21 protein-coding genes are annotated in these 21,476 nt (G+C 62.4%); 19 read left to right on the forward strand and 2 right to left on the reverse strand.

Annotated elements, in window-relative coordinates; translation table 11 throughout:
- The first annotated feature begins 62 nt into the window (after nucleotides 1–62).
- The 17 genes from D0Y96_RS02295 to D0Y96_RS02375 all read left to right on the forward strand — a co-directional run bounded on the left by D0Y96_RS02295 (nucleotide 63) and on the right by D0Y96_RS02375 (nucleotide 17,001).
- Nucleotides 63–971, forward strand: a complete 909-nt coding sequence (locus D0Y96_RS02295) for a phosphoribosylaminoimidazolesuccinocarboxamide synthase (RefSeq protein WP_117297710.1) — start codon at nucleotides 63–65, stop codon at nucleotides 969–971.
- Entirely contained in the window at nucleotides 971–1,507 is a 537-nt protein-coding gene (locus tag D0Y96_RS02300) for a CvpA family protein (protein WP_117297711.1), read from the forward strand. Before D0Y96_RS02295 ends, D0Y96_RS02300 begins: the two co-directional genes overlap by 1 nt.
- 76 nt (nucleotides 1,508–1,583) lie before the next feature.
- Complete coding sequence (locus D0Y96_RS02305; RefSeq protein WP_117298008.1) at nucleotides 1,584–1,868, forward strand: helix-turn-helix domain-containing protein; 285 nt, start codon at nucleotides 1,584–1,586, stop codon at nucleotides 1,866–1,868.
- Between the two features lie 96 nt (nucleotides 1,869–1,964).
- Nucleotides 1,965–2,765 (forward strand): HAD family hydrolase, encoded by an 801-nt coding sequence (locus D0Y96_RS02310; RefSeq protein ID WP_252263386.1) that lies wholly within the window; start codon nucleotides 1,965–1,967, stop codon nucleotides 2,763–2,765.
- 4 nt (nucleotides 2,766–2,769) lie between these two features.
- Nucleotides 2,770–4,671, forward strand: a complete 1,902-nt coding sequence (locus tag D0Y96_RS02315; protein ID WP_117297712.1) for a type II secretion system protein GspD — start codon at nucleotides 2,770–2,772, stop codon at nucleotides 4,669–4,671.
- A 146-nt stretch (nucleotides 4,672–4,817) separates the two neighbouring features.
- Nucleotides 4,818–5,213, forward strand: a complete 396-nt coding sequence (locus tag D0Y96_RS02320) for an NADH-quinone oxidoreductase subunit A (protein WP_252263387.1) — start codon at nucleotides 4,818–4,820, stop codon at nucleotides 5,211–5,213.
- Between the two features lie 79 nt (nucleotides 5,214–5,292).
- On the forward strand, nucleotides 5,293–5,904 hold the full coding sequence (locus D0Y96_RS02325) for an NADH-quinone oxidoreductase subunit B (RefSeq protein WP_117297713.1): 612 nt from the start codon (nucleotides 5,293–5,295) through the stop codon (nucleotides 5,902–5,904).
- The gene (locus tag D0Y96_RS02330) at nucleotides 5,901–6,509 is read left to right on the forward strand and encodes an NADH-quinone oxidoreductase subunit C (protein ID WP_199480150.1); all 609 of its coding nucleotides are present in this window, start codon (nucleotides 5,901–5,903) and stop codon (nucleotides 6,507–6,509) included. Before D0Y96_RS02325 ends, D0Y96_RS02330 begins: the two co-directional genes overlap by 4 nt.
- Nucleotides 6,506–7,663, forward strand: coding sequence for an NADH-quinone oxidoreductase subunit D (locus tag D0Y96_RS02335; protein ID WP_286676364.1), 1,158 nt, complete (start codon nucleotides 6,506–6,508; stop codon nucleotides 7,661–7,663). The genes D0Y96_RS02330 and D0Y96_RS02335 overlap by 4 nt, the downstream gene beginning before the upstream one ends.
- A gap of 54 nt (nucleotides 7,664–7,717) precedes the next feature.
- Nucleotides 7,718–8,290, forward strand: coding sequence for a 4Fe-4S dicluster domain-containing protein (locus tag D0Y96_RS02340; RefSeq protein WP_117297715.1), 573 nt, complete (start codon nucleotides 7,718–7,720; stop codon nucleotides 8,288–8,290).
- A complete protein-coding gene (gene nuoH / locus D0Y96_RS02345; RefSeq protein ID WP_199480151.1) occupies nucleotides 8,287–9,474 on the forward strand; it encodes an NADH-quinone oxidoreductase subunit NuoH in 1,188 nt (395 codons plus the stop codon). The genes D0Y96_RS02340 and nuoH overlap by 4 nt, the downstream gene beginning before the upstream one ends.
- 60 nt (nucleotides 9,475–9,534) lie before the next feature.
- The gene (locus D0Y96_RS02350; protein ID WP_117297716.1) at nucleotides 9,535–10,062 is read left to right on the forward strand and encodes an NADH-quinone oxidoreductase subunit J family protein; all 528 of its coding nucleotides are present in this window, start codon (nucleotides 9,535–9,537) and stop codon (nucleotides 10,060–10,062) included.
- Nucleotides 10,059–10,370 (forward strand): NADH-quinone oxidoreductase subunit NuoK, encoded by a 312-nt coding sequence (gene nuoK / locus D0Y96_RS02355; RefSeq protein ID WP_117297717.1) that lies wholly within the window; start codon nucleotides 10,059–10,061, stop codon nucleotides 10,368–10,370. Before D0Y96_RS02350 ends, nuoK begins: the two co-directional genes overlap by 4 nt.
- Nucleotides 10,371–10,382: 12 nt before the next feature.
- Complete coding sequence (nuoL, locus tag D0Y96_RS02360; protein WP_117297718.1) at nucleotides 10,383–12,470, forward strand: NADH-quinone oxidoreductase subunit L; 2,088 nt, start codon at nucleotides 10,383–10,385, stop codon at nucleotides 12,468–12,470.
- The gene (locus D0Y96_RS02365; RefSeq protein ID WP_117297719.1) at nucleotides 12,467–14,017 is read left to right on the forward strand and encodes a complex I subunit 4 family protein; all 1,551 of its coding nucleotides are present in this window, start codon (nucleotides 12,467–12,469) and stop codon (nucleotides 14,015–14,017) included. The genes nuoL and D0Y96_RS02365 overlap by 4 nt, the downstream gene beginning before the upstream one ends.
- A gap of 3 nt (nucleotides 14,018–14,020) precedes the next feature.
- Entirely contained in the window at nucleotides 14,021–15,526 is a 1,506-nt protein-coding gene (locus D0Y96_RS02370) for a complex I subunit 4 family protein (RefSeq protein WP_117297720.1), read from the forward strand.
- On the forward strand, nucleotides 15,523–17,001 hold the full coding sequence (locus D0Y96_RS02375; protein ID WP_117297721.1) for an NADH-quinone oxidoreductase subunit N: 1,479 nt from the start codon (nucleotides 15,523–15,525) through the stop codon (nucleotides 16,999–17,001). Before D0Y96_RS02370 ends, D0Y96_RS02375 begins: the two co-directional genes overlap by 4 nt.
- Before the next feature lie 17 nt (nucleotides 17,002–17,018).
- Here D0Y96_RS02375 and D0Y96_RS02380 read toward each other — a convergent pair whose 3' ends face one another.
- A complete protein-coding gene (locus D0Y96_RS02380) occupies nucleotides 17,019–17,816 on the reverse strand; it encodes an SDR family NAD(P)-dependent oxidoreductase (RefSeq protein ID WP_117298013.1) in 798 nt (265 codons plus the stop codon).
- A 172-nt stretch (nucleotides 17,817–17,988) separates the two neighbouring features.
- A complete protein-coding gene (locus D0Y96_RS02385) occupies nucleotides 17,989–18,954 on the reverse strand; it encodes an aldo/keto reductase (RefSeq protein ID WP_117297722.1) in 966 nt (321 codons plus the stop codon).
- A 371-nt stretch (nucleotides 18,955–19,325) separates the two neighbouring features.
- Between D0Y96_RS02385 and D0Y96_RS02390 the strand changes: the two genes are divergently transcribed.
- Nucleotides 19,326–20,624: an enolase C-terminal domain-like protein gene (locus tag D0Y96_RS02390; protein WP_117297723.1), complete on the forward strand. Its 1,299-nt coding sequence runs from the start codon at nucleotides 19,326–19,328 to the stop codon at nucleotides 20,622–20,624.
- Nucleotides 20,625–21,470: a fumarylacetoacetate hydrolase family protein gene (locus D0Y96_RS02395; RefSeq protein WP_117297724.1), complete on the forward strand. Its 846-nt coding sequence runs from the start codon at nucleotides 20,625–20,627 to the stop codon at nucleotides 21,468–21,470.
- Nucleotides 21,471–21,476 lie beyond the last annotated feature (6 nt).

The raw sequence follows: 21,476 nt of genomic DNA on the forward strand, positions 1-21,476 counted from the left end.
ACAAAGCGCGCCGGGAATCGCAGAATCGGAATTCAGCGACACTTCAGGAAGGCTCCCCGAAATTGAAGGCTCTCCTCCAGACGAACTTCAGCGATCTTGTTCTTTACGCACGCGGCAAGGTGCGCGATATCTATCTCGCCGGCGAGCACCTTCTGCTGGTGGCGACGGACCGCATCTCGGCTTTTGACCATGTACTCGGCAGCGGCATCCCGGACAAGGGAAAGATTCTGACCCAGATGTCTCTTTTCTGGTTCGATTTTCTCGAAGAGATCGTGCCGAATCATCTGATCTCCGCCAGGGTGGAGGATTATCCGGAGGCGATGCAGCCGTACCGCGAGCAGCTCGAAGGGCGCTCGATGCTGGTGAAGCGCGCGCAGATGTTTCCGGTGGAGTGCGTGGTGCGCGGCTATCTGGCGGGATCGGGCTGGAAGGATTATCTGGCCACGGGAAAGGTCTGCGGTATTCCGATTGCGCCGGGACTGCGCGAAGGCGAAGAGCTGCCGGAGCCGATCTTCACGCCCGCATCGAAGAGCCTGCACGGAAAGCACGACGAGAATATCTCCTTCGACCATATGATCGAGCTGGTGGGCGCGGAAGATGCAGAACGGCTGCGCGCGCTGAGCCTCGCGATTTATCGCAGGGCCGCGGAGCATGCGAACGATCAGGGCCTGCTGCTGGCCGATACCAAGTTCGAGTTCGGCACGACGGCGGAAGGCATTGTGCTGGCCGATGAGGTGCTGACGCCGGATTCGTCGCGCTACTGGGACAGGGAAGGCTACCGTCCCGGACAGGCGCAGCCCTCATTCGACAAACAGTTCGTGCGCGACTATCTCGAGAGCATTCACTGGAACAAGCAGGCGCCGGCGCCCGCTCTGCCGGACGATGTGGTGGAGCAGACGCGAAGAAAGTATCTGCAGGCATTTGAAGCGCTGGCGGTTAAAGGAAAGGCCGTACAGACAGTGAACAGATAATGGCGCTGGCCGACTGGTTGATTGCAATTGTCGTGCTGGTGTCGGTGCTGTCGGCGGCCAAGACAGGACTGATCGTGGAAGTCTTTTCCCTGGCGGGCGTCGTGCTGGGGCTGCTGCTGGCAAGCTGGAATTACGAGAAACTTTTACCCTGGGTTGCGGGTTGGATACATTCATTGCCCGCCGCCGAGGCGGTGGCTTTTTTGCTGATCGCGATCGGAGTGATGATCGTGGCGGCGCTGGCAGGACGGATCGTGCGATGGTCGGTGCGCTCGATCGGACTGGGATGGGCCGACCGGCTGGCCGGCGCGGCCTTCGGATTTGTGAAGGGGTGTCTGCTGGTCACCCTGGCAGTGATGGTCGCGGCGGCATTCTGGCCAAAGACCACATGGTTTCAGAGCTCACGTCTGGCTCCGTATTTTTTATCGATGGCGCGCCAGACGACAATGGTTACCCCTTCCGATCTCGGCGAGCGGATACAGAAGGGTGTGGAAACGATTCGCAGTGCTCAGCCGGAGTGGCTGCGGCCGCCGGCATAATTTTCCCAGGCTGTTGCAGTAAGCAAACGAAGATTCAACGATCGGGCAGGACCCGAGCACGATGGAGAGGTCATCCGTGAAACGTGAACTGGAAAACCTTGTGACCCAGATGCATATCGGCGGGATTACGTACAACGAAGCCGTACGTGAGTTCAAACGGCGCTTCCTGCTGGAGGTGCTGGTCAATCACAAAGGAAACCAGTGCAAGGCGGCGAAGGAGCTGGGCATGCACCGCAACACGCTCAGCCGCACCATGGCCGAGCTCGAGATCGATCCGTCGCATATCCGCATGGGGCTCAAGCGTCCTTCGCGCAGCGAGCGCGTCGCCTTCGAGATCAAGCAGAACGTCCGCCAGGGCTGACGTCCGAGAGTCCGGCTGCACATTCCGGGGTCGCTGGAGATGCCGCTCCTGCTTTAGTCTGAAAGAGGACTCTCGCAGGAAAGGCAGATTTCGGCATTGGCATCGACCATTCCAGAGGAAAACTCCGTCTCTTCCGGCACGGCACCCACCGCCGGCCCATTCGGCTCCCCGAGCGGGGCTGCCGAGCCGCGCGTCTATGTTCAGGAGGGCTTTCGCTGGGACGGGTTCGACGCCTATCTCTTCGACATCGACGGCACGCTGCTGCGCTGCCGGGACCGCATTCACGTGGACTCGTTTGGGGAGAGCGTGCGCCGGGTGATGGGGTATGAGCTGTCGCTGGAGGGCGTGGTGCTGCAAGGCAATACCGATCCGGGAATTCTGCGCGACGCATTTGTGCTGGCGAAGCTGAACGATACGGCGTGGCGGCCGATGCTGGAAGAGGTGCTGGACGCAATGCGCAGCAACGTTGCGGCACGCCGCAGCGAGATCACCCTGGCGACGATGCCGGGCGTGGAAGCGGCGCTGGCGCATCTGGCGGCCAAAGGAGCGTTGCTGGGCGTGGCCACGGGAAATCTGGAGTCGATCGGCTGGATGAAGATCGAAACGGCAGGGCTGCGGGAGTGGTTCCGCTTTGGAGGATTCAGCGACCGCTTCGAGGTGCGGGCGGAGATGATTGCGCACGCCGTGAACGAAGCTCGCCTTCTGGCCGGCAACGGCGCCACCGTCTGCGTGGTGGGCGACACGCCAGCCGATATCACGGCCGCGCGCGCCAACGGGCTGCCGACGATCGCCGTGGCGACCGGGCATCCGAGCTTCGATCAGCTCATGGCGTACCGGCCGGAGGTCTGCACCACGACACTCGAGGCACTGCTGCAGGGGACGGCAGCGGCACAGTAAGTTTATGAAGCACTGGCGGCGGCATCTGGCTCTGGTTCCCTGCACGGCGGTGCTGGGCGCGAGCCTTTGGTCGCAGACGCAGCCCGCCGCTTCCGCAACGGCACCGGCCAAAACCACGCAGGCAAAAGCGGAGAAGCCGCTGAAGATCTCGCGGCACAACCGTCACGAGGCGGAGAAGATCTTTCGCGACGGCACCCAGGCCATCACGCGGAACGATCCGCAGACGGCGGAGAAGGATTTTCTTCGCGCGCACGAGCTGGACCCGGTCAACGAGCGCTACCCTCTGTCGGCGGAGATTGCGCGGCAGTTTGTCGTGACGCAGATGGTGGAGAAGGCCAGCCGGGCGCGGCTGATGGGACACACCGACCAGGCGCGTGCCGCTCTTGCCGAAGCGGTGAAGCTCGATCCGGGAAATCCGGTGGTGATGCAGCACGTGAATGAGCTGGCCGACGAGGCCGCGGCGTCGGTAACGCCGGAATTTAAGGAAAAGGACAACGAGGCTGCTCCGCCGGTCCTTCTGTCTCCCGAGCCGGCAAGGCGCAGCTTTCACGTGCGCACCGACGAGCAGAGCCTGATCCGGCAGGTGCTGAATGCCTATGGCATTCAGGCGTCGCTCGATCCTTCGGTCAAAAGCAGAGTCGTGCGCTTCGATCTGGACGATGTCGTCTACGCCCAGGCGGCCAAAGCGCTGAGCCTCGCAACCGGCACCTTTATGGCTCCGCTCGATCCGGTGCACGTGATTGTGGCGGCGGACACGAAGGAAAATCGCGACAAATATGAGTCGCAGGCGATGGAGACGGTTTATTTTCCGGGCCTGACCTCGACCGAGCTGAATGAGATGGGCAATGTGGCGCGCAATGTCTTCGGCGCGGAGCACGGCCAGGTGCAGGCCAGCCTGGGGACCATGACGATCCGCGCGCCCGCCGCCACACTGGACGCGCTGAACCAGACCTACACCGAGCTGCTGGCCGGCCGCAGCGAGGTCAGCGTCGATGTCCGCATCTTCGAGATCGACCGCTCGCACGAGAAGAATATCGGCGTGCTCCTGCCGAATTCGACGACGGTCTTCAATATTCCGTCGGAGCTGAACGGCATTCTGGCCAGCAATTCGAGCCTGGTGCAGGAGATTATCTCAAGCGGGCTGGCCAACGCGGGCGATACGGAGGCCATTGTCGCGGCACTGATCGCCGCCGGCGCGCTGACGGGCACGGTCTTCAACAATCCCTTTGCGACCTTTGGCGGAGGGCTGACGCTGACCGGCGTTCAGGTGAACAGCGCCAGCGCCAACCTGCTGCTGAACGCCTCAGAGGTGCGGTCGATCGACCAGCTGCAGCTCAGAGTGCAGGACCAGGAAGAGGCGACGATCAAGAGCGGCGAGCGGTATCCGATCATCACGTCGAGCTATTCCAGCCTTTCCGGCTCCAGCCTGTCGTCCGGGCTGGGCTCAAGCCTGCTGTCGAGCCTGGGGCTGGGCGGCAGCTCCACCCTGGGCTCTTCGAGCAACCCGATCATTCCCCAGGTGCAGTACCAGGACCTGGGACTCACGCTGACGGTCAAGCCGCACGTCGAGGGAGACCACGATGTCTCGATGAACCTGAGCCTGAAGCTCGATTCGCTCGAAGGCACGACGATCAACAATCTTCCCGTGCTGGACAACCGCCAGTACCAGGGCATCGTCTCGCTGAAGCCGGGAGACAGCGCCATGGTGGCCAGCTCCATCTCCAAAACGGAGTCGCTGGAGATCAGCGGCATTCCGGGGCTGAGCGATATTCCCGGGCTGCACGATGCCACCAACAAGGACGATACGGTCGACACCACCGAGCTGGTCATCATTCTTACGCCGCACATTGTGCGGGTGGCGCACGAGGAGACGGCCGGCAAAATGATGATGATGCCGATGCGCTGAGCCGGCCCGGCTCCGCCTGTTTCATGCGCCGCCGGTTTCGATTGCATGGAAATCTCTCTTCCCCACGCTTCCCCTGTGCACGCGTCCGGAAGGTGTGCGAGGATAGTGTGTTCCGCGGAAAGCGCATTCTGAGCACTCTCTGAGTCATGGGAGCAAACCGGCTGATGGTGGTTGCTGACAACCCCTGGATGACCATTGTTCTTCTTCTGTTTGGCGCGCTGGCCTTTGGTACCGCCCCGCTGGCGCTGGCCTGGCTTTGGTCGAAGAAGTTCTCGCCGCGCAAGCCCGGTCCCGACAAGAATTCCATTTATGAATGCGGGCTGGAGTCTGAGGGCGATGCGTGGGTTCGCTTTCACGCGTCTTACTATCTGTACGCGATCGTCTTTCTGATTTTCGACGTCGAGGCGGTCTTTCTGCTGCCCTTTGCGGTGTCGTTTACCAGACTTTCGGCGGGCGCGTGCATCGCCATGCTGGTCTTTCTGCTGCTGCTGGTGGAAGGACTGATATGGGCCTGGCAGAAGGGCGTGCTGACGTGGGCGTGAAGACAGGCTACAGGGCTCAGGGCGCAAAGGTCAGAAAAGACACTCGTGTTGCGGCGGGCAGGCCGCCGGCAGAGGTTATATGGACCAGGAACTGAAGATCGAGCTGAGCAAACACGGAATCTTCACGACGACCTTCGAGGAGCTTTACAACTGGGGGCGGAAGAACTCCGTGTGGCCGCTGACCTTCGGCCTGGCCTGCTGCGCGATCGAGATGATTGCGACGACGATGGCCCGCTACGATCTGGCGCGGTTCGGCGCGGAGGTCTTTCGCGCCTCTCCGCGGCAGGCGGACCTGATGATCGTCTCGGGCACGGTGACGAAGAAGATGGCGCCGCAGGTGGTCCGGCTCTACAACCAGATGCCGGAGCCGAAGTACGTGATCGCAATGGGCGCGTGCGCAATCTCGGGCGGTCCCTTTCGCGACGGCTACAACGTGCTGAAAGGCATTGACCGCTATATTCCGGTCGACGTGCATATTCCCGGCTGCCCGCCGAGACCGGAGGCGCTGATGCACGCCTTCATCACCCTGCAGAAGAAGATCGACGCGCAGCAGCTGACGGGCGAGGAGCGGCCGCGCCACCTGAAGGCCAATGAGCCGAGCGAGTTTCCGGTTCCGGAGTTCGGCGAGCATGGGCTGGAGCCGGCGCAGAATCCCGACGTCTTTCACCCGCTGAGGATTCTTGGGCAATGACGCAGGCGATCAGCGTGGAGGAGATCAAAGCAGCGATGGAAGCAGCCGTTCCCGGCTGCCGCGCGGAGATCCTTCGCAACGAAAGCCCGTCGGCGCAGCATTCCCTGCTGATCGACCACGAGCATGCGGTGAATGTGGCTGCTTTTCTGCGTGACGACATGGCGCTGCGGCTGGACTTCTGCTCATGCGTCTCCGGCGTGGACTGGCCGGATCGCGAGATCACCGAAAAGGTGAAGGTGAAGAAGACCGTCACCACACCGGAGGGCGAAGCGCAGGAGCAGGATGTGGAGGAGACGCGGAAGACCATGATTCCCGGCTTTCTGGAAGCGGTCTATCACCTCTTTTCCATCGAGAAGAAGCATGGGCCGGTGGTGCTGCGGATGCGCACGGTTAACCGCGGCGGCGATGCGCGTCTTCCCTCGCTGACGCCGGTGTGGCGGAGCGCGGAGTTTCAGGAGCGCGAGGCCTTCGACCTGTACGGCATCGTGTTTGAAGGGCATCCGGACCTGCGCCGGATTCTGATGTGGGAGGGATTTGCGGATTATCCGATGCGGAAGGACTATGTGCCTCCTGCAGAGGACGATGTGGAGGCCGTTGCGAAATGAGTGCGATGGTCACCAGGGTAGTGCTCGAAGAAGAAGAGTCAGCGCGCGGCGTCGAAGGCGAGCTGCTCGAAATCTCGATGGGGCCGCATCATCCATCGACGCACGGCGTCTTTCGCATGGACGTGCGGCTGGACGGGGAGCGCGTCACCCGGCTGAAGCCGGTCTTCGGCTATCTGCACCGCAACCACGAGAAGATCGCCGAGAAGGCGAGCTACCTTGCGGCGATTCCCTACACCGACCGGCTGGATTATCTGTGCTCGATGACCAACAACTGGGGCTACGCGCTGGCCGTCGAGAAGCTGGCCGGCATTCCGGTGCCGGAGCGGGCGGAGTACATCCGCGTGATTACGGCCGAGCTGACGCGGCTGCAGAACCACGCCTCGCTGATCGGCTTTCTGCTGCAGGATATGGGCGCGAGCGGCACACCGCTGATGTATGCCTTTCGCGAGCGCGAAAAGATTCTCGATCTGTTCGAGTCGCTGACCGGCGCGCGCATGATGTGCAACTACATGCGCTTTGGCGGCGTGCGCGTGGACTGTTCTTCAGAATGGCTTGAGGCTGCGCAGAACATTGCCTCCTCGTTTCCGCAGTTTCTGGACGAGTACGAACAGCTGCTGACCGGCAACGAGATTCTGATGGCGCGCACGCAGGGCGTGGGCGCGCTTTCGGCAGAACTGGCCGTGAATGCCGGCATCACCGGACCGATGCTGCGCGCCAGCGGCGTGAATTACGACCTGCGCAAAGTGGACCGCTACGGCATCTACGACCGCTTCACATTCCGCGTGCCGCTGGGCGATCACGGCGATGTGTACGACCGCTATATGATCCGGCTGCTGGAGATGCGCGAGTCGGTGAAGATTCTGGAGCAGGCGCTGGCCGCCATTCCGGAGGGCCCGATTATCGATCCGAAGACCCGGCTGCGCGGGCTGCGTCCTAAAGCGGGCGAAGCATACGGCCGCATCGAAGGACCGAAGGGCGAGCTGGGATTTTTCCTGATCAGCGATGGCTCGACGAATCCTTATCGTTATAAGGTGCGGCCGCCGAGCATGATCAATCTGACGGTGCTGGAAGATATGTGCCTGGGACGCAATGTGGCGGATGTCGTCGTCATTCTGGGCAGCGTGGATATTGTGATGGGTGAAGTGGACCGGTAGGACAGGGCTCAGGGCTCAGGGCTCAGGGCTCAGGAAAAGCTAAAGGCGAATCGCATGCTGGGTGAAGGCATCGTAAAAGGGCTGGCGGAGACGGCGCGAAACTTCCTGGGAAGTTTTGTCGACGAGGAGCGCCTGACCACCGTCGAGTATCCCGAAGAGCGGCTGCCGCAGGCGGAGGCGGCGCGGAATTTCCCGTTTCTGATCTACGACGGCGACGACGCGGAAAAGGGGCTGCGCTGCGTGGCCTGCCAGATCTGCGAGAAAGAGTGCCCGCCGCGCTGCATCCATATTGAAAAGAGCAAAGACAAGAAGCCGGATTATGTGGGCAAGCAGCAGTTTTATCCGGCGGTCTTCGACATTGACGTTTCCGTCTGCATGAGCTGCCAGATCTGCGTCGAGGTCTGCCCCTTCGAGGCGATCCGCATGGACACGCAGTTTGAGCTGAGCACCGATGATCGCTTCGGCGGCCTGCTGTGGACGAAGGCAGAGCTGGCAAAGACGAACGAGTACTACCACTCGATCCATCCCACCGAGGCCGGCGAGACCGACGCGCGCCTGGACGAAGAGAAGGCCAAAGTGGCGGCGAAGGCAAAGCCGGCTGAGGCAGAGATGCAGGCCAAAGCATGACCCAGGCGCCGGTGCAGCAGCTCGATCAGATCTTCGTCATGCTGAAGCACTGGCTGGTGGGGTATGTGCCGGCGGCGGCGCAGCCGGTCGTCTCTTCGCTGCTCTCGGTGGTCGCGATCCTCGCACTCTTCCCCGCTCTCTTTGCCTTCACGACGGTGCTCGAGCGCAAGGGTCTGGGACGGATGCAGAACCGCTACGGACCGAATCGCGTGGGGCCGTTTGGGCTGCTGCAGCCGCTGGCGGACGGCATTAAATCGCTGACGAAGGAAGATGTGGTTCCGCGCACGGCGGACAAGGCCGTCCATTTTATGGCTCCGCTGCTGCTGGTGGCCGCGTCGTTTCTGGCCTATGCGGTGCTGCCGGTGGGCCGCAATATGGCCGCGGTGAATCTCGATGCGGGCGTGCTTTATTTCTTTGCCGTGGGCGCGGTAGCCGAGCTTGCCGTGTTCATGGCGGGATGGTCGAGCCACAACAAATATTCGCTGCTGGGCGCGATGCGCGCGATCGCGCAGATGATCAGCTATGAGGTGCCGCTGATTCTCTCGTCGCTCGCGGTGATTATGGCGGCGGGATCGCTGTCGACGGTGGAGATCGCCGGCAGGCAGGCCGGATACTCCGGCATCTGGCCGCACTGGTATGTGCTGACGCCGTGGGGCCTGGCGGGGTTTCTGCTGTTTATGATCGCGGCCACGGCGGAGACGAACCGCTCGCCCTTCGATCTGCCCGAGGGCGAGTCGGAGATCATCGCCGGATATTACACGGAGTACTCGGGCTTTAAGTTTGCGCTGTTCTTTCTGGGCGAGTATCTCGGCATGTTCGCCATCAGCGGCCTCGGCATCACGCTGTTTCTCGGCGGATGGTCCGCGCCGTTTTCGTTTCTGACGTGGATTCCGTCGTGGATATGGTTTTTCGCGAAGCTGCTGGCGCTGATTGCGGTGTTCATCTGGATGCGCGGCACGCTGCCGCGTCTGCGCATGGATCAGCTGATGAACTTCGCGTGGAAATTTATGCTGCCGATGGCGCTGCTGGTGATGGTCTCGGCCGGCGTGTGGCGCTTTCTTCCGCATGGAGTCCTTCGCTGGATCGTTTGCTTTGTCATGATTGCGGTGCCCTATGTTCTGCTGGGGCGCGGCCTGCTGCAGGGGAAAAAGATCGGGAAACGGACGTACCGCTTTGCAGAGTGAGCCGTGATGGCGCCGACTGCTGGAAGCGCTGAGAATCATGTAGTCTTGTAGCGCTTAACGATGAGCCTTTCCTTCCTCATTCTCGCGTTGCTGACGCTCGGTGGAGCGGTTGCCGCGATGACCCTGCACAGGCTGGTGCACTGTGTGCTGGCGCTGACGGTGGCGCTGGCCGGGCTGGCGGGACTCTACCTGAACCTGGGCGCGCAGTTCGTGGGCCTCGCGCAGATTCTGGTGTATGTGGGCGCGGTGGCGATCCTGATCGTCTTTGCGGTGCTGCTGACGCGGGGCGCGGAGATCGCATCGCAGATGGATTCGTCTCGGCAGGGCCGATTCTCTGCGCTGGCCGGAGGCGTGGCGACAGCCGCAGCGGTCTTCGCGGTGCTGGCCTGGGTGGTGCTTCACAGCCCGACATTGTCCGCGCCGGCAGCTACCATGACACAGGTTGCGCCGCAGGCCGCCATGCAGCAGATCGGCGATGCGCTGATGCGCCGCTATGTGCTGCCGCTCGAGGTGATGGGGCTGATGCTGACGGCGGCGCTGATCGGCGCGGTGATTCTCGCCCTCGAGGAGAAGCCTGAGGCGCAATGACTCCGCTGACCGGCTGCCTTCTCGTCTCTTCTCTGCTGTTCGCCATTGGCCTTGGCGGCGCGCTGACGCGGCGCAGCGCCATCCTTGTACTGATCGGCATCGAGCTGATGCTGAATGCCGCCAACCTCAACTTCATCGCCTTCTGGAGATACGGACCGCACTCTGAAGCGCTGACCGGAATGCTGTTCGTGATCTTCTCCATTGCCGTGGCCGCGGCTGAGGCCGCTGTAGGTCTGGCGCTGATCATCGCGATCTATCGCCATACAAAGACAACCGATGTGCAGGAAATGGACGAGCTGAGGGGATAGACCGGTACACGCATGGCATGGATTCTTCGCAACCTGTGGCTGATTCCCGCGCTGCCGACGCTGGCGGCGGGGATCAGCGCGCTGCTGCCGCAGCGGCGGCGTGCGATGTCGGCGGGGCTGGCGATCGGCTCGATGAGCCTTTCGCTTCTGCTCGCGCTGTGCGCCTTTGCGCATACGCTCGCGGAGCCGGCGCGGCAGGTCTTTAACTTTCGCTGGATGCAGTTCGGCGCGGAGTGGGTCAGCCTGGGCTGGGTGCTCGATCCGCTGACGGCGGTGATGCTGGTGATGGTCACCTTTGTCGGCCTGCTGATCTTCCTCTTCAGTGTGGGATATATGGCCCACGACGAGAACTTCACGCGCTTCTTCTGCTTCCTCTCGCTGTTTTCGGGAGCGATGCTGGGCGTGGTGATCGCGAACAGCCTGCTGCTGCTGTTCATGTGCTGGGAGATCGTGGGACTGACGTCGTACCTGCTGATCGGCTTCTGGTATCAGCGGCCATCGGCGGCGGCGGCGGCGAAGAAGGCCTTCATCACTACCCGCATCGGCGACCTTGGCCTGCTGCTGGGGATGGTGTGGCTGTATGGACAGACGGGCACGCTGCTGTTTTATGACCATGGCGCCGGATGCATGGAGCACGGTGCGCTGAGTCTGCTGACGGCGCAGACAACGAGCATCGGTATGGCGGTGTCGACGGCCATCGGACTGCTGATCTTCTGCGGCGCGGTGGGGAAATCCGGCCAGGTTCCGCTGCATGTATGGCTGCCTGACGCGATGGAGGGCCCGACCCCGGTAAGCGCGCTGATTCACGCGGCGACGATGGTGGCGGCGGGCGTCTTCCTGGTGGCGCGGACCTATCCCCTCATGAGCGCGTCGCTGCCCGATGCGGCTTCAGCAGCCACGACGGCGCTGCAGGTGATTGCGTGGGTGGGCGCGATCACCGCGGTATTTGCGGCGCTGATCGCCGTCGCGCAGAACGATATCAAGCGCATTCTTGCTTACTCCACCGTCTCGCAGCTTGGATACATGATGCTGGGGCTGGGCGTGGGCGGCGTTGCCGTGGGCATGTTTCACCTGATCACGCACGCCTTCTTCAAGGCGCTGCTCTTTCTCGGCGCGGGATCGGTGATTCACGGCTGCAGCGATGAGCAGGATATCCGCCGCATGGGCGGATTGCGCCGGTGGATGCCGGTCACCTTTGCGACCTATGCGGCAGGCATGCTGGCACTGTGCGGCTTTCCGCTCTTTGCCGGCTTCTGGAGCAAGGACGAGATTCTGCACGCGGCGCATGGATGGAGCATCTCGCAGGGCCCGTTTTACCTCGGAGCCTTTGGCGCGCTGCTGACGGCGTTTTATATGACGCGGCAGGTCTGCTACGTCTTCTTCGGACGATACCGTTCGGGGGCCGCACACACGGCAGATGCGCAGCACGCGCATGGACATGACCACGCCGCGCACGCTGCCAGCAAACCGCATGAGAGCCCCGCGGTGATGACCGTCCCGCTGACGATTCTTGCCGTCTTCGCCGTGCTGCTCGGATTCGCCGGCACACCGGCATGGCCGTGGTTCGCTTCGTTTCTCGGCGGCGAGCCGCTGTCGCTCGACTTCAGGCGATTCGCAGAGAACGGCATTCTGCCGCTGATGCTCGCGTCTTCTCTGATCGTGATTGCGGGGCTGGCGCTGGGGTGGTGGCTCTATGGACGGAAGCCGGTCGAGGATGCCGACGCGCCGGATGTGCTGGAGCGCGCGCAGCCCGGTATTTTTCACGCACTGCAGAACCGGCTGTACGTCGATGAGTTCTATTCCTGGACGATCATTCGCCTGGCGCGATGGGGTGCCGTGTTGTCGGACTGGCTGGACCGCCGGGTCTGGAATGGCGTGGTGCAGCTTGTGGCCTGGACGGTGCGGGCCTGCGGGTGGTTTGACGCATCGGTCGACAGCTATGTGGTGAATGCCGGCTTCGACGAAAGCTGCCGCGGCGTATCGGGCAGCGGACGGTTTTTCTCGATGCTGCAGAACGGCCAGGTGCAGCGCTATCTGCGTACGGTCGGCATCGCGCTGGCTGTGCTGATGGTGCTGCTGCTGTGGAGCCGCAGAGGATGAGCGGAGCTCCCTGGATCACGCTGCTGACTCTGCTGCCGCTGGCGGGCGGTGTGGCTGCGCTCATCACGCGATCGGCGCGGGCAGCGCGGTGGATATCAGCCGCATTCGGCGGCGCGGCGCTGCTGCTGACGATTGCGCTGTGGCACAGCTTCAGTCCCGCCTCCGGCATCCTGCAGTTTCAGGAGCGGCATGCGTGGCTGCCTGCTCTGGGCCTTGAGTACCACGTAGGCGCGGACGGGCTGGGCCTGCTGATGCTGGCGCTGTCGGCCATCGTGGTGCTGATGTCGATCGCCGCCTCGTGGAAGAACGAAGAGCATGGCGCGCTCTATTACGCGCTGGTGCTGTTTCTGGAAGCGGGCCTCTTCGGCACATTTACCGCGCTGAATTTCGTGCACTGGTTTCTCTTCTGGGAGCTGAGCCTGATTCCGGCTTTTTTTCTGGTGCGGCTGTGGGGTGGTCCGGCGCGGGCGCGCGCGGCAACACAGTTTTTCCTCTACACGATGGTGGGCAGCGTAGCGCTGCTGCTGGCCTTTCTGCTGCTCTTTCTGGCGACGGGCAGCTTCGACTTCATCGACCTGGCCGGGCTGGCCCGCAATGGACAGCTCTCCGGTCTGCTGGCGCAGAACCTGCACTGGCCGGGCTGGAGCGGCGATGAGATCGCAGCGCTCATCTGCTGCGGAGCCTTCCTTGGCTTCGCGGTCAAAGTGCCGGTCGTGCCGTTTCATACCTGGCTCCCCTCGGCCTATGCCGAAGCACCTTCGAGCACGACCATGCTGCTGACCGGCGCGATGTCGAAGATGGGGCTGTACGGATTTCTGCGCGTGCTGCTGCCGATCTTTCCGGCGCAGATGCAGCATCTGCAGACGCCGCTGCTGTGGCTGGCGGTGGCGAGCATTGTGCTTCCGGCCTTTGCGGCATGGGCGCAGACCGATCTGAAGCGCATCTTCGCCTATTCGTCGATCAATCATCTCGGCTACTGCCTGCTGGGTATCTGCGCGGTGCTGCGCGTGACCGGAGCAAACACAGCGCTGGCGGCAGAGAAGGCCGCGGCGATGAACGGCGTGCTGCTGCAGATGTTTAATCACGGACTGACGGCGGCGGCGCTGTTCTGGTTTGTCGCGCTGCTGGAGCGCCGCAGCGGCGGGCTGCGCGGCCTGGATGACTTTGGCGGACTGCGAAAGGCTGCGCCGGTCTTCTGCGGACTGATGGGCATCGCGCTCTTCTCTTCGCTCGGGCTGCCGGGGCTGAACGGGTTTCCGGGAGAGTTTCTGATCTTTAAGGGCAGCTTTCCGCTGACGCCGCGCGCCGCGTCGATATCCGTGCTCGGGCTGCTGATGACGGCGGTCTTTCTTCTGACGATTCTGCAGAAGGTCTTCTCCGGTCCGCTGTCTGAGAGGTGGGCGGCCTTCCCCGATCTGACGACGGCGGAGCGGGCGCTTCTGCTGCCGGCGCTGGCACTGATGCTGGTGCTGGGTGTGTATCCGCAACTGATTCTCAGCCTGGTCAACGGCACGGCGCTGCAGCTTGTGTCGCAACTGAGGTTTTAACCGATGCTCGCCTGGACGATTTACATTTCGTTTCTCGGCGCGGCGGCCGTGATGGCCGTGCCCCGGGAAAACGCGCGGCCGGCGAGATGGATCGCTCTGCTGTGCGCGCTCGCGGGCTTCGGGATCACTCTGGCGGCGGCGATGCAGTATCGCGCGGGCGAGCTGATGACGGTGGCCGATGCGCGGTGGATTCCGCAGCTCGGCATCGAATATCATCTGGCGATCGACGGCATCAGTCTCACGCTGCTGCTGCTGACCGGGATCGCAGCCATTGCCGGCATTCTCTTCTCGTGGAATATCGAGCGGCGCGTGCAGGAGTTCTTCGCGCTCTATCTGGCGCTGATCGGCGGCGTGTACGGCGTATTTCTGAGCTTCGATCTCTTCCTGCTCTTCATCTTCTACGAGATCGCGATCATTCCGAAGTATTTTCTGATTGCGATCTGGGGCTCGACGCGGCGCGAGTACGCGGCGATGAAGCTGGCGCTGTATTCCTTTGTGGGCAGCGCGATGGTGCTGGCCGGCATGATCGCCGCCTTCGTCACCGCGGGCGCGACGACGATGAACCTGGCCGAGCTGGCGCGCTATCCCTTCCCGGTGCACTTTCAGATGTGGGCGTTTCCGCTGGTCTTTGTGGGCTTCGCGATTCTTGCCGGCCTGTGGCCCTTCCACACCTGGGCGCCGACCGGGCACGTGGCTGCGCCGACCGCGGCTTCGATGCTGCTGGCCGGCGTGGTGATGAAGCTGGGCGCGTACGGCTGCCTGCGCGTGGCGATGATGCTCTTTCCGCAGGGGCTCGATCCCTGGGGATTTCACGTCCTCGGATTCGGCTCGTGGCGCGATGTCTTTGCTCTGATGGCGCTGATCGGCATTCTGTACGGCGCAACCGTCGCGCTGGTGCAGAAGGACTTCAAGTTCGTCATCGGCTACTCGAGCGTAAGCCACATGGGCTTTGTGCTGCTGGGGCTGATGACGCTGAACCTGATCGGCCTGGACGGCGCGGTGCTGCAGATGTTTTCGCACGGCGTGATTGCGGGGCTGCTGTTTGCCGTGGTCGGGCGCATGATCTACGACCGGACGCACACACGCAACCTGAATGAGCTCGAAACAATGCGGCTGAGCCGCTCTCTTCCCTTTGCGGCGGTGACGTTCATTGTGGCCGCGATGGCGTCCATTGGGCTGCCGGGCTTCAGCGGCTTTATCGCCGAGCTTCAGATACTGATCGGCGCATGGAGGGCCTTCCCCGCCTTTGCCATGCTGGCCGGAGTGGGCATTCTGGTCGGCATCGCCTTCACCTGGAGGGCGCTGCAGAAGGCCTTCTTCGGCGAAGCGGCGCCGGCTGCGGAGGCTCATCCGCTGCCGCCGGTCACGCTTCCCGAAAAACTGGGCGCGCTGCTGCTGATGACCGCCACGCTGGTGATCGGGCTTTATCCGCGGCTGCTGGTCGATCTGATTCTGCCCAGCCTCAACTCACCGCTCTTTGCCGGGCTGCATAAGGCGGTGTGGCGATGAGCGGCGTGAGCTACTTCGCGCTGCTGCGGCTGACGCTGCCGCAGATCGCTCTGGCTCTGGGCGCGTTCCTGACGCTGACGCTCGATCTGACGGTGCTGCGGCGCAGAGCGCAGTCGACGCGCTTTCTCGCAGGCGCACTGACGGCCTGCTGCGGCTGCGTCGCGGCGATGCTTCTGCTGGCCTGCGCGAGCGGACAGCAGACTCTCTTCGACGGCATGATGGTGGCAAATCCGCTGACCCGGCTGATCCAGATGGCGCTCGCGGCCTTCGCCATCCTCGCCGTTCTGCTCTCGGTCTCGTCGCAGTTTACCCGCCACGTGGGCGAGTACCTCAGCCTGATTCTGTTTGCGACCGTGGCGATGATGTTTCTGGCGGGCACGCAGAACCTGCTGCTGATCTTCATCTCGCTGGAGTTTCTGAGCCTCTCGCTGTACATCCTCACCGGCTTCAGCAAGCGCAGCCGCGCGTCGGCGGAAGCGGCGCTGAAATACTTTCTCTTCGGCGGCATGTCGGCCGGATTCCTGCTCTTCGGCATGAGCCTGCTGTACGGCCTCACGGGCTCGATCAACCTGATGCAGATCGCTGCCGCACTCGGCGGTCCGGCGCTCGATCCGCTGCTGCTGGCGGCCATCGTGATGGTGGTGATCGGCTTCGGCTTCAAGGTTGCTGCTGCGCCCTTCCATCTGTGGGCTCCCGATGCGTATCAGGGCGCGCCCACGCCGAGCGCCGCCTTTATTGCATCGAGCTCCAAGATTGCCAGCTTCTTCATCTTTGCGCAGGTGATGATGCTGGGCCTCGCTGGCGCAGCCGGCAGCGCGGGCTGGCAGAGCTACTCCTCCGGATGGGTAATGGTCATTGCCATCGTGGCGGCGGTGTCGATGCTGCTGGGCAATCTCGCCGCCATTGCGCAGACCAGCGTGCGCCGGCTGCTGGCGTATTCGGCGATCGGCCATGCGGGATACATGCTGCTGGGGCTCGCGGCGCATACGCAGCAGAGCCTCGAAGCGCTGATCTATTACGTACTGACCTATGCGCTGGCGGCGATGGGCGCCTTCGGCGTGCTGGGGGCGCTGGAAGCAGAGGGCGTGGATGAGCTGAAAAGCCTTGGCGGGCTGAGCCGCAGGGCTCCGGTGCTCTCCTTCTGCATGTTTGTCTTTCTGCTCTCGCTGGCCGGGATTCCACCCCTGGCGGGGTTCTTCGGCAAGTTCTACGTCTTCGTCGAGGCCTTCCGCGCCGGCTCAGGTGAGCTGCTGTGGCTGGTGCTGCTGGCCATCGCCACCAGCGCCGTGTCTCTTTACTACTACCTGCGGGTGCTGAAGCAGATCTACGTCGTGCAGCCGGAGGCCGATGCGGCGGAAGCGATCCATACGCCGCTGCTGCATCGCGCGGTGCTGTGCGTGATGGCAGCGCTGGTGGTGCTGCTGGGCTGCGCTCCGCACCTGCTGCTCCAGTGGATCGGCCAGGCCATGCGCTGAGGCGCACAGCCCTTCGATCAGCCGCGCAGGTTCATGTATCCGCCATCGAGAGGATAGTTCATTCCGGTGATGAACGACGCATCGTCGGAGCAGAGATAGAGCGCCAGCCGCGCCACTTCATCGGGAGTAGCCATGCGACCGATGGGCTGCGACTCCGCGAGCTTCGCGAACATCTCCTCTTCGCGGCCGGGATAGTTCTTTGCGACGAATCCATCGACAAAGGGCGTATGCACGCGGGCCGGGGAGATGGCGTTGCAGCGAATCTTCTGCGGGAGATAGTCCTTCGCCACCGAATAGGTCATGGCGAGAATGGCGCCCTTGCTGGTGGAGTAGGCGAAGCGGTCCGCGATACCGGCAATGGCCGCAATCGACGCAAGGTTCAGGATGACTCCGCCATTCTGCGCGACCATGTGGCCGATGGCGGCGTGCAGGCAGTTATACGCGCCCTTCACGTTCACGCCGATCACGCGATCGAAATCCTCTTCCGAAGTGGTGGAGAGCTTGCCGACGTGCGCGATGCCGGCATTGTTGACGAGGATGTCGATGCGCCCCTTCGCGGCAATCTCGCAGAAGACCCGTCCGACCAGGGAGTGATCCTGCACGTCACACGACCAGGCCTCTGCCCTGCCGCCCGCAGCGGAGATCGTTGCGGCAGCGACGGCGGCGTCCTGGAGGTTGCGGTCCACAATGTGTACGTGAGCGCCGCTCGCGGCGAAGAGCTGAGCGATGGACAAGCCGATGCCGCTGGCGCCACCGGTGATGACTGCGGTTTTATCGAGAAGCAACGATGAAGCGGGCGCGGTGGAATGAGTCATAAGCATCCGAAATAAAATTGTGAAATCTTTAAAAACGCCTGATGTAACCGCTGTCAGCGATCTTTTTCAATGCACTGACGCTATGAGATGCATGCGATCGATGTCAATCCTGACTCCCGTTCCGCGGGACCGGCCCCCCTTCATGAAACAGCGCGCAGGAAGCCGGATCGCTCTACAGTCCCGTGAACGTTCGCTCCCAGCGATGGGCCTTCAGCTTCGACAGGAGCGCGGCATCGAGGCCGCCTGCATCGCTGAGGGCCAGGTTCTGGCGCACGTGCTGCTCTTTGCGCATACCGGCGATCAGCGTGCTGACCGCGGGGTGCGAGAGGATGTACCGGATGGCTGCCTCCGGAAGCGTCATACCCGAAGGAAGATCCGCAGCGAGGCGGTCCACACGGTCGAGGGTGGTATTCAGATTCTCCGGGCTGAAGTATTTTGACCGGAAATCATTCGGAGGAAAGACCGTATCGCGGGTCAGCTTGCCTCCCAGCGATCCCTCGTCGAGCGGCACACGGGCAATGACACCGACGTTGTGTTCGAGGCAGGCCGGGAAGAGCTCATCCTCGGGGTTCTGGTCGAGCACGTTGTAAATTACCTGCACCGTATCGACGAGTCCGGTGCGGATGGCGGCGATACCGTTCGCCGGCTCCCAGCGATTGAGGCTGAGCCCAAAGCTATGAATGATTCCGTCATGCTTCAGCTTCTCGACGGTGCTGCGAAACTCCGGCCTCTCGGTCCAGGAGTCGTTCCACACGTGGAACTGCAGCAGATCGATGGTATCGACGCCGAGCGCGCGGCGGATTTTGTCGGCGAAGGTGAAGACGTGCTCCGGCGGAAAGGCTTCGCTGTAGTCGTAGCTGAAGAGGGCCGGCCATTTACGGTTCAATGGAGGAATTTTGGAGGCCGCATAAAGCCGCTTTCCCGGATTGGCGGCGATGATTTTGCCGAGAAGCTGGTCGCTGTGCCCTTCGCCGTATCCCCAGGCGGTATCGAAAAAATTGCAGCCCAGATCGGCGGCAAGCTGCAGAGAGGCGAGCGATTCGGCGTCATCGGAGCCGCTCCATCCGCTCATGCCCCACAGCCCGCAGGCCACATCGCTCACCTTCCATCCCGTTTTACCCAGCGTTCGATAATGCATGCTTCTCCCTCTGTCTGCGTGATTGACGGCCGCCCTGAGACGGCGCTTCCGACAGTTCAGAATATCCCGCCGGCGAGGGGACTTTCCGCGCCTCCTGGCCGATCATCCCATTGTCCGGAATCCGTTGTGGTCAAATATTCAAAGAAACTGCACAGCATGGCGGACGCAGCACCGGACGCAGATAGTTGTCCAAAGCACGGGCCGGTTTTCGTGTTTCATCTATTAAACTTGAATTTTGATCTTGAAATTAGCATGCGGACAAATTAGAACACTTCTGAAGGCCCGATGCGGTTCAGAAGACGATGAAAATTCAGCAGCGCATGATCGGCTTAACGATCATTTTCGACTGACAGACAGGAGCATTTTCGGCATTGAGTGAACTGAAGATTACCGATTTTCGCGTAATCGATCTGCGCTTTCCCACTTCGCGCGAGCACATCGGATCGGACGCCGTAAACAAAGACCCCGACTATTCGGCGGCATACTGCATTCTGGAGACAAATCACGGGCTGCGCGGCTTTGGGCTGACCTTTACCCTGGGCCGCGGCACCGAGCTGTGCGTGGAGGCGCTGCGCTATCTCGCGGGATTTGCAAAGGGCCGCACCCTCTGCTCCATCACCGACAACTTTGCCGCCTTCAGCGAAGTGCTGACCGGAGAAACGCAGTTCCGCTGGCTCGGCCCCGAGAAGGGTGTGATTCACCTCGCCACGGCGGCGCTGCTGAACGCCATCTGGGACCTCTATGCGCGCAGCGAGGGCAAGCCGCTGTGGAAGCTGCTGGCCGACATGGAGCCGGAGCAGATTGCCGGCGCCGTCGACTTTCGCTATATCAGCGATGCGCTGAGCCGCGAAGAGGCTATCGAGCTGCTGCGCGCGCGCCGGGCGGGCATGGAAGACCGTCTCGCGCAGCTGCAGAAGACCGGCTACCCGGCCTACACCACTTCGGCGGGCTGGTTCGGCTTCAGCGATGAAAAGATCTCGATGCTCTGCGACCAGGCGCTTGCCGAAGGATGGACGCACTTCAAGCTCAAGGTGGGCGGCAATCCGCCGGACGATCTGCGGCGGGCGCGGCTGATGCGCTCGAAGATCGGCCCGAACCGCAGGCTGATGATGGACGCGAACCAGAAATGGGGCATCGAAGAGGCGATTGTGCGCACGCGCGAGCTGGCCGAGGTGAATCCCTGGTGGATGGAAGAGCCGACCAGTCCGGACGATGTGCTGGGCCATGCCCGCATCCGCCGCGAGGTTCCCGAGGTGCGGATCGCAACCGGCGAGCACTGCCAGAACCGCATCATGTTCAAGCAGTTCATGCAGGCCGAGGCGCTGGACGTATGCCAGATCGACAGCTGCCGCCTGGCCGGAGTGAATGAAAACCTTGCCGTGATTCTGATGGCGGCGAAGTTCGGCGTCCCCGTCTGCCCGCATGCCGGCGGCGTGGGGCTCTGCGAATATGTGCAGCACCTTTCGGCCTTCGACTACCTGCGGGCTTCGGCGACGCTCGAAAACCGCGTGACTGAATTTGTGGATCACCTGCACGAGCATTTCATCGATCCGGTGCGCATTCGCAACGCCCACTATCTGCTGCCGGAACAGCCCGGATACAGCAGTGAGATATATTCGAAGACGCTGCAGGATTACAGCTTTCCCGATGGACGGGTGTGGAGAAAGTAGATGAAGTTCATTACCTTTCGTGAAGGCGGCCAGAACAGCCGCCCCGGCCTTTTGACGGATAAAGGCATTCTCGATCTCTCAGGCTTCGGCAGCCTCGCAGAGGTGATTCAGGGCGGAGCCGAGGCGCTGGCAAAGGTGGAAAGCGCAGAGAAGGCCGCCGCGCACTGGATTCCGGCAGAGAGCGTCACGCTGCTGGCGCCGCTCCAGAGCCCTCCCCGCATCTTCTGCATCGGGCTGAACTATCGCGATCACGCGATCGAATCGAAGATGGAGATTCCGAAGCTTCCGACGGTCTTTCTCAAGCTCACGGCGGCCATTGCGAATCCCGGCGAGCCGATTCGCCTTCCCTCGCTGTCGAAGCAGCCGGATTACGAAGCGGAGTTCGCGCTCGTCATCGGAAAGCGCGGCAAACATATTTCTCCGGACAAATGGCAGGACCACGTATTCGGGTACACCATTCTGAATGACGTGAGCGCGCGCGACATTCAGCTTTCCACCTCGCAGTGGACGATGGGCAAGAGCTTCGACACCTTCTGCCCGATCGGCCCGGCGATTGTGACCAAAGACGAGATCGCCGATCCTCATGAGCTTTCCATCCAGCTCTCGATCGACGGAGAGACGCTGCAGAAATCGAACACGCGCGAGCTGATCTTCAAGGCTCCCGAGCTGATCGCGTATCTCTCCTCGATCACGGCGCTGGAGCCGGGAGATATCATCAGCACCGGCACGCCTGCGGGCGTGGGACTGGGACGCAACCCGCAGCGCTGGCTGCGCCCCGGCGAGACCGTCACCATTGAAATCGAAGGACTGGGAAAGCTGACGAACCCGGTCGTTGCCGGAGAGTAATTCCGC

This window comes from Paracidobacterium acidisoli, assembly GCF_003428625.2.
GTDB classification, from domain to species: domain Bacteria; phylum Acidobacteriota; class Terriglobia; order Terriglobales; family Acidobacteriaceae; genus Paracidobacterium; species Paracidobacterium acidisoli.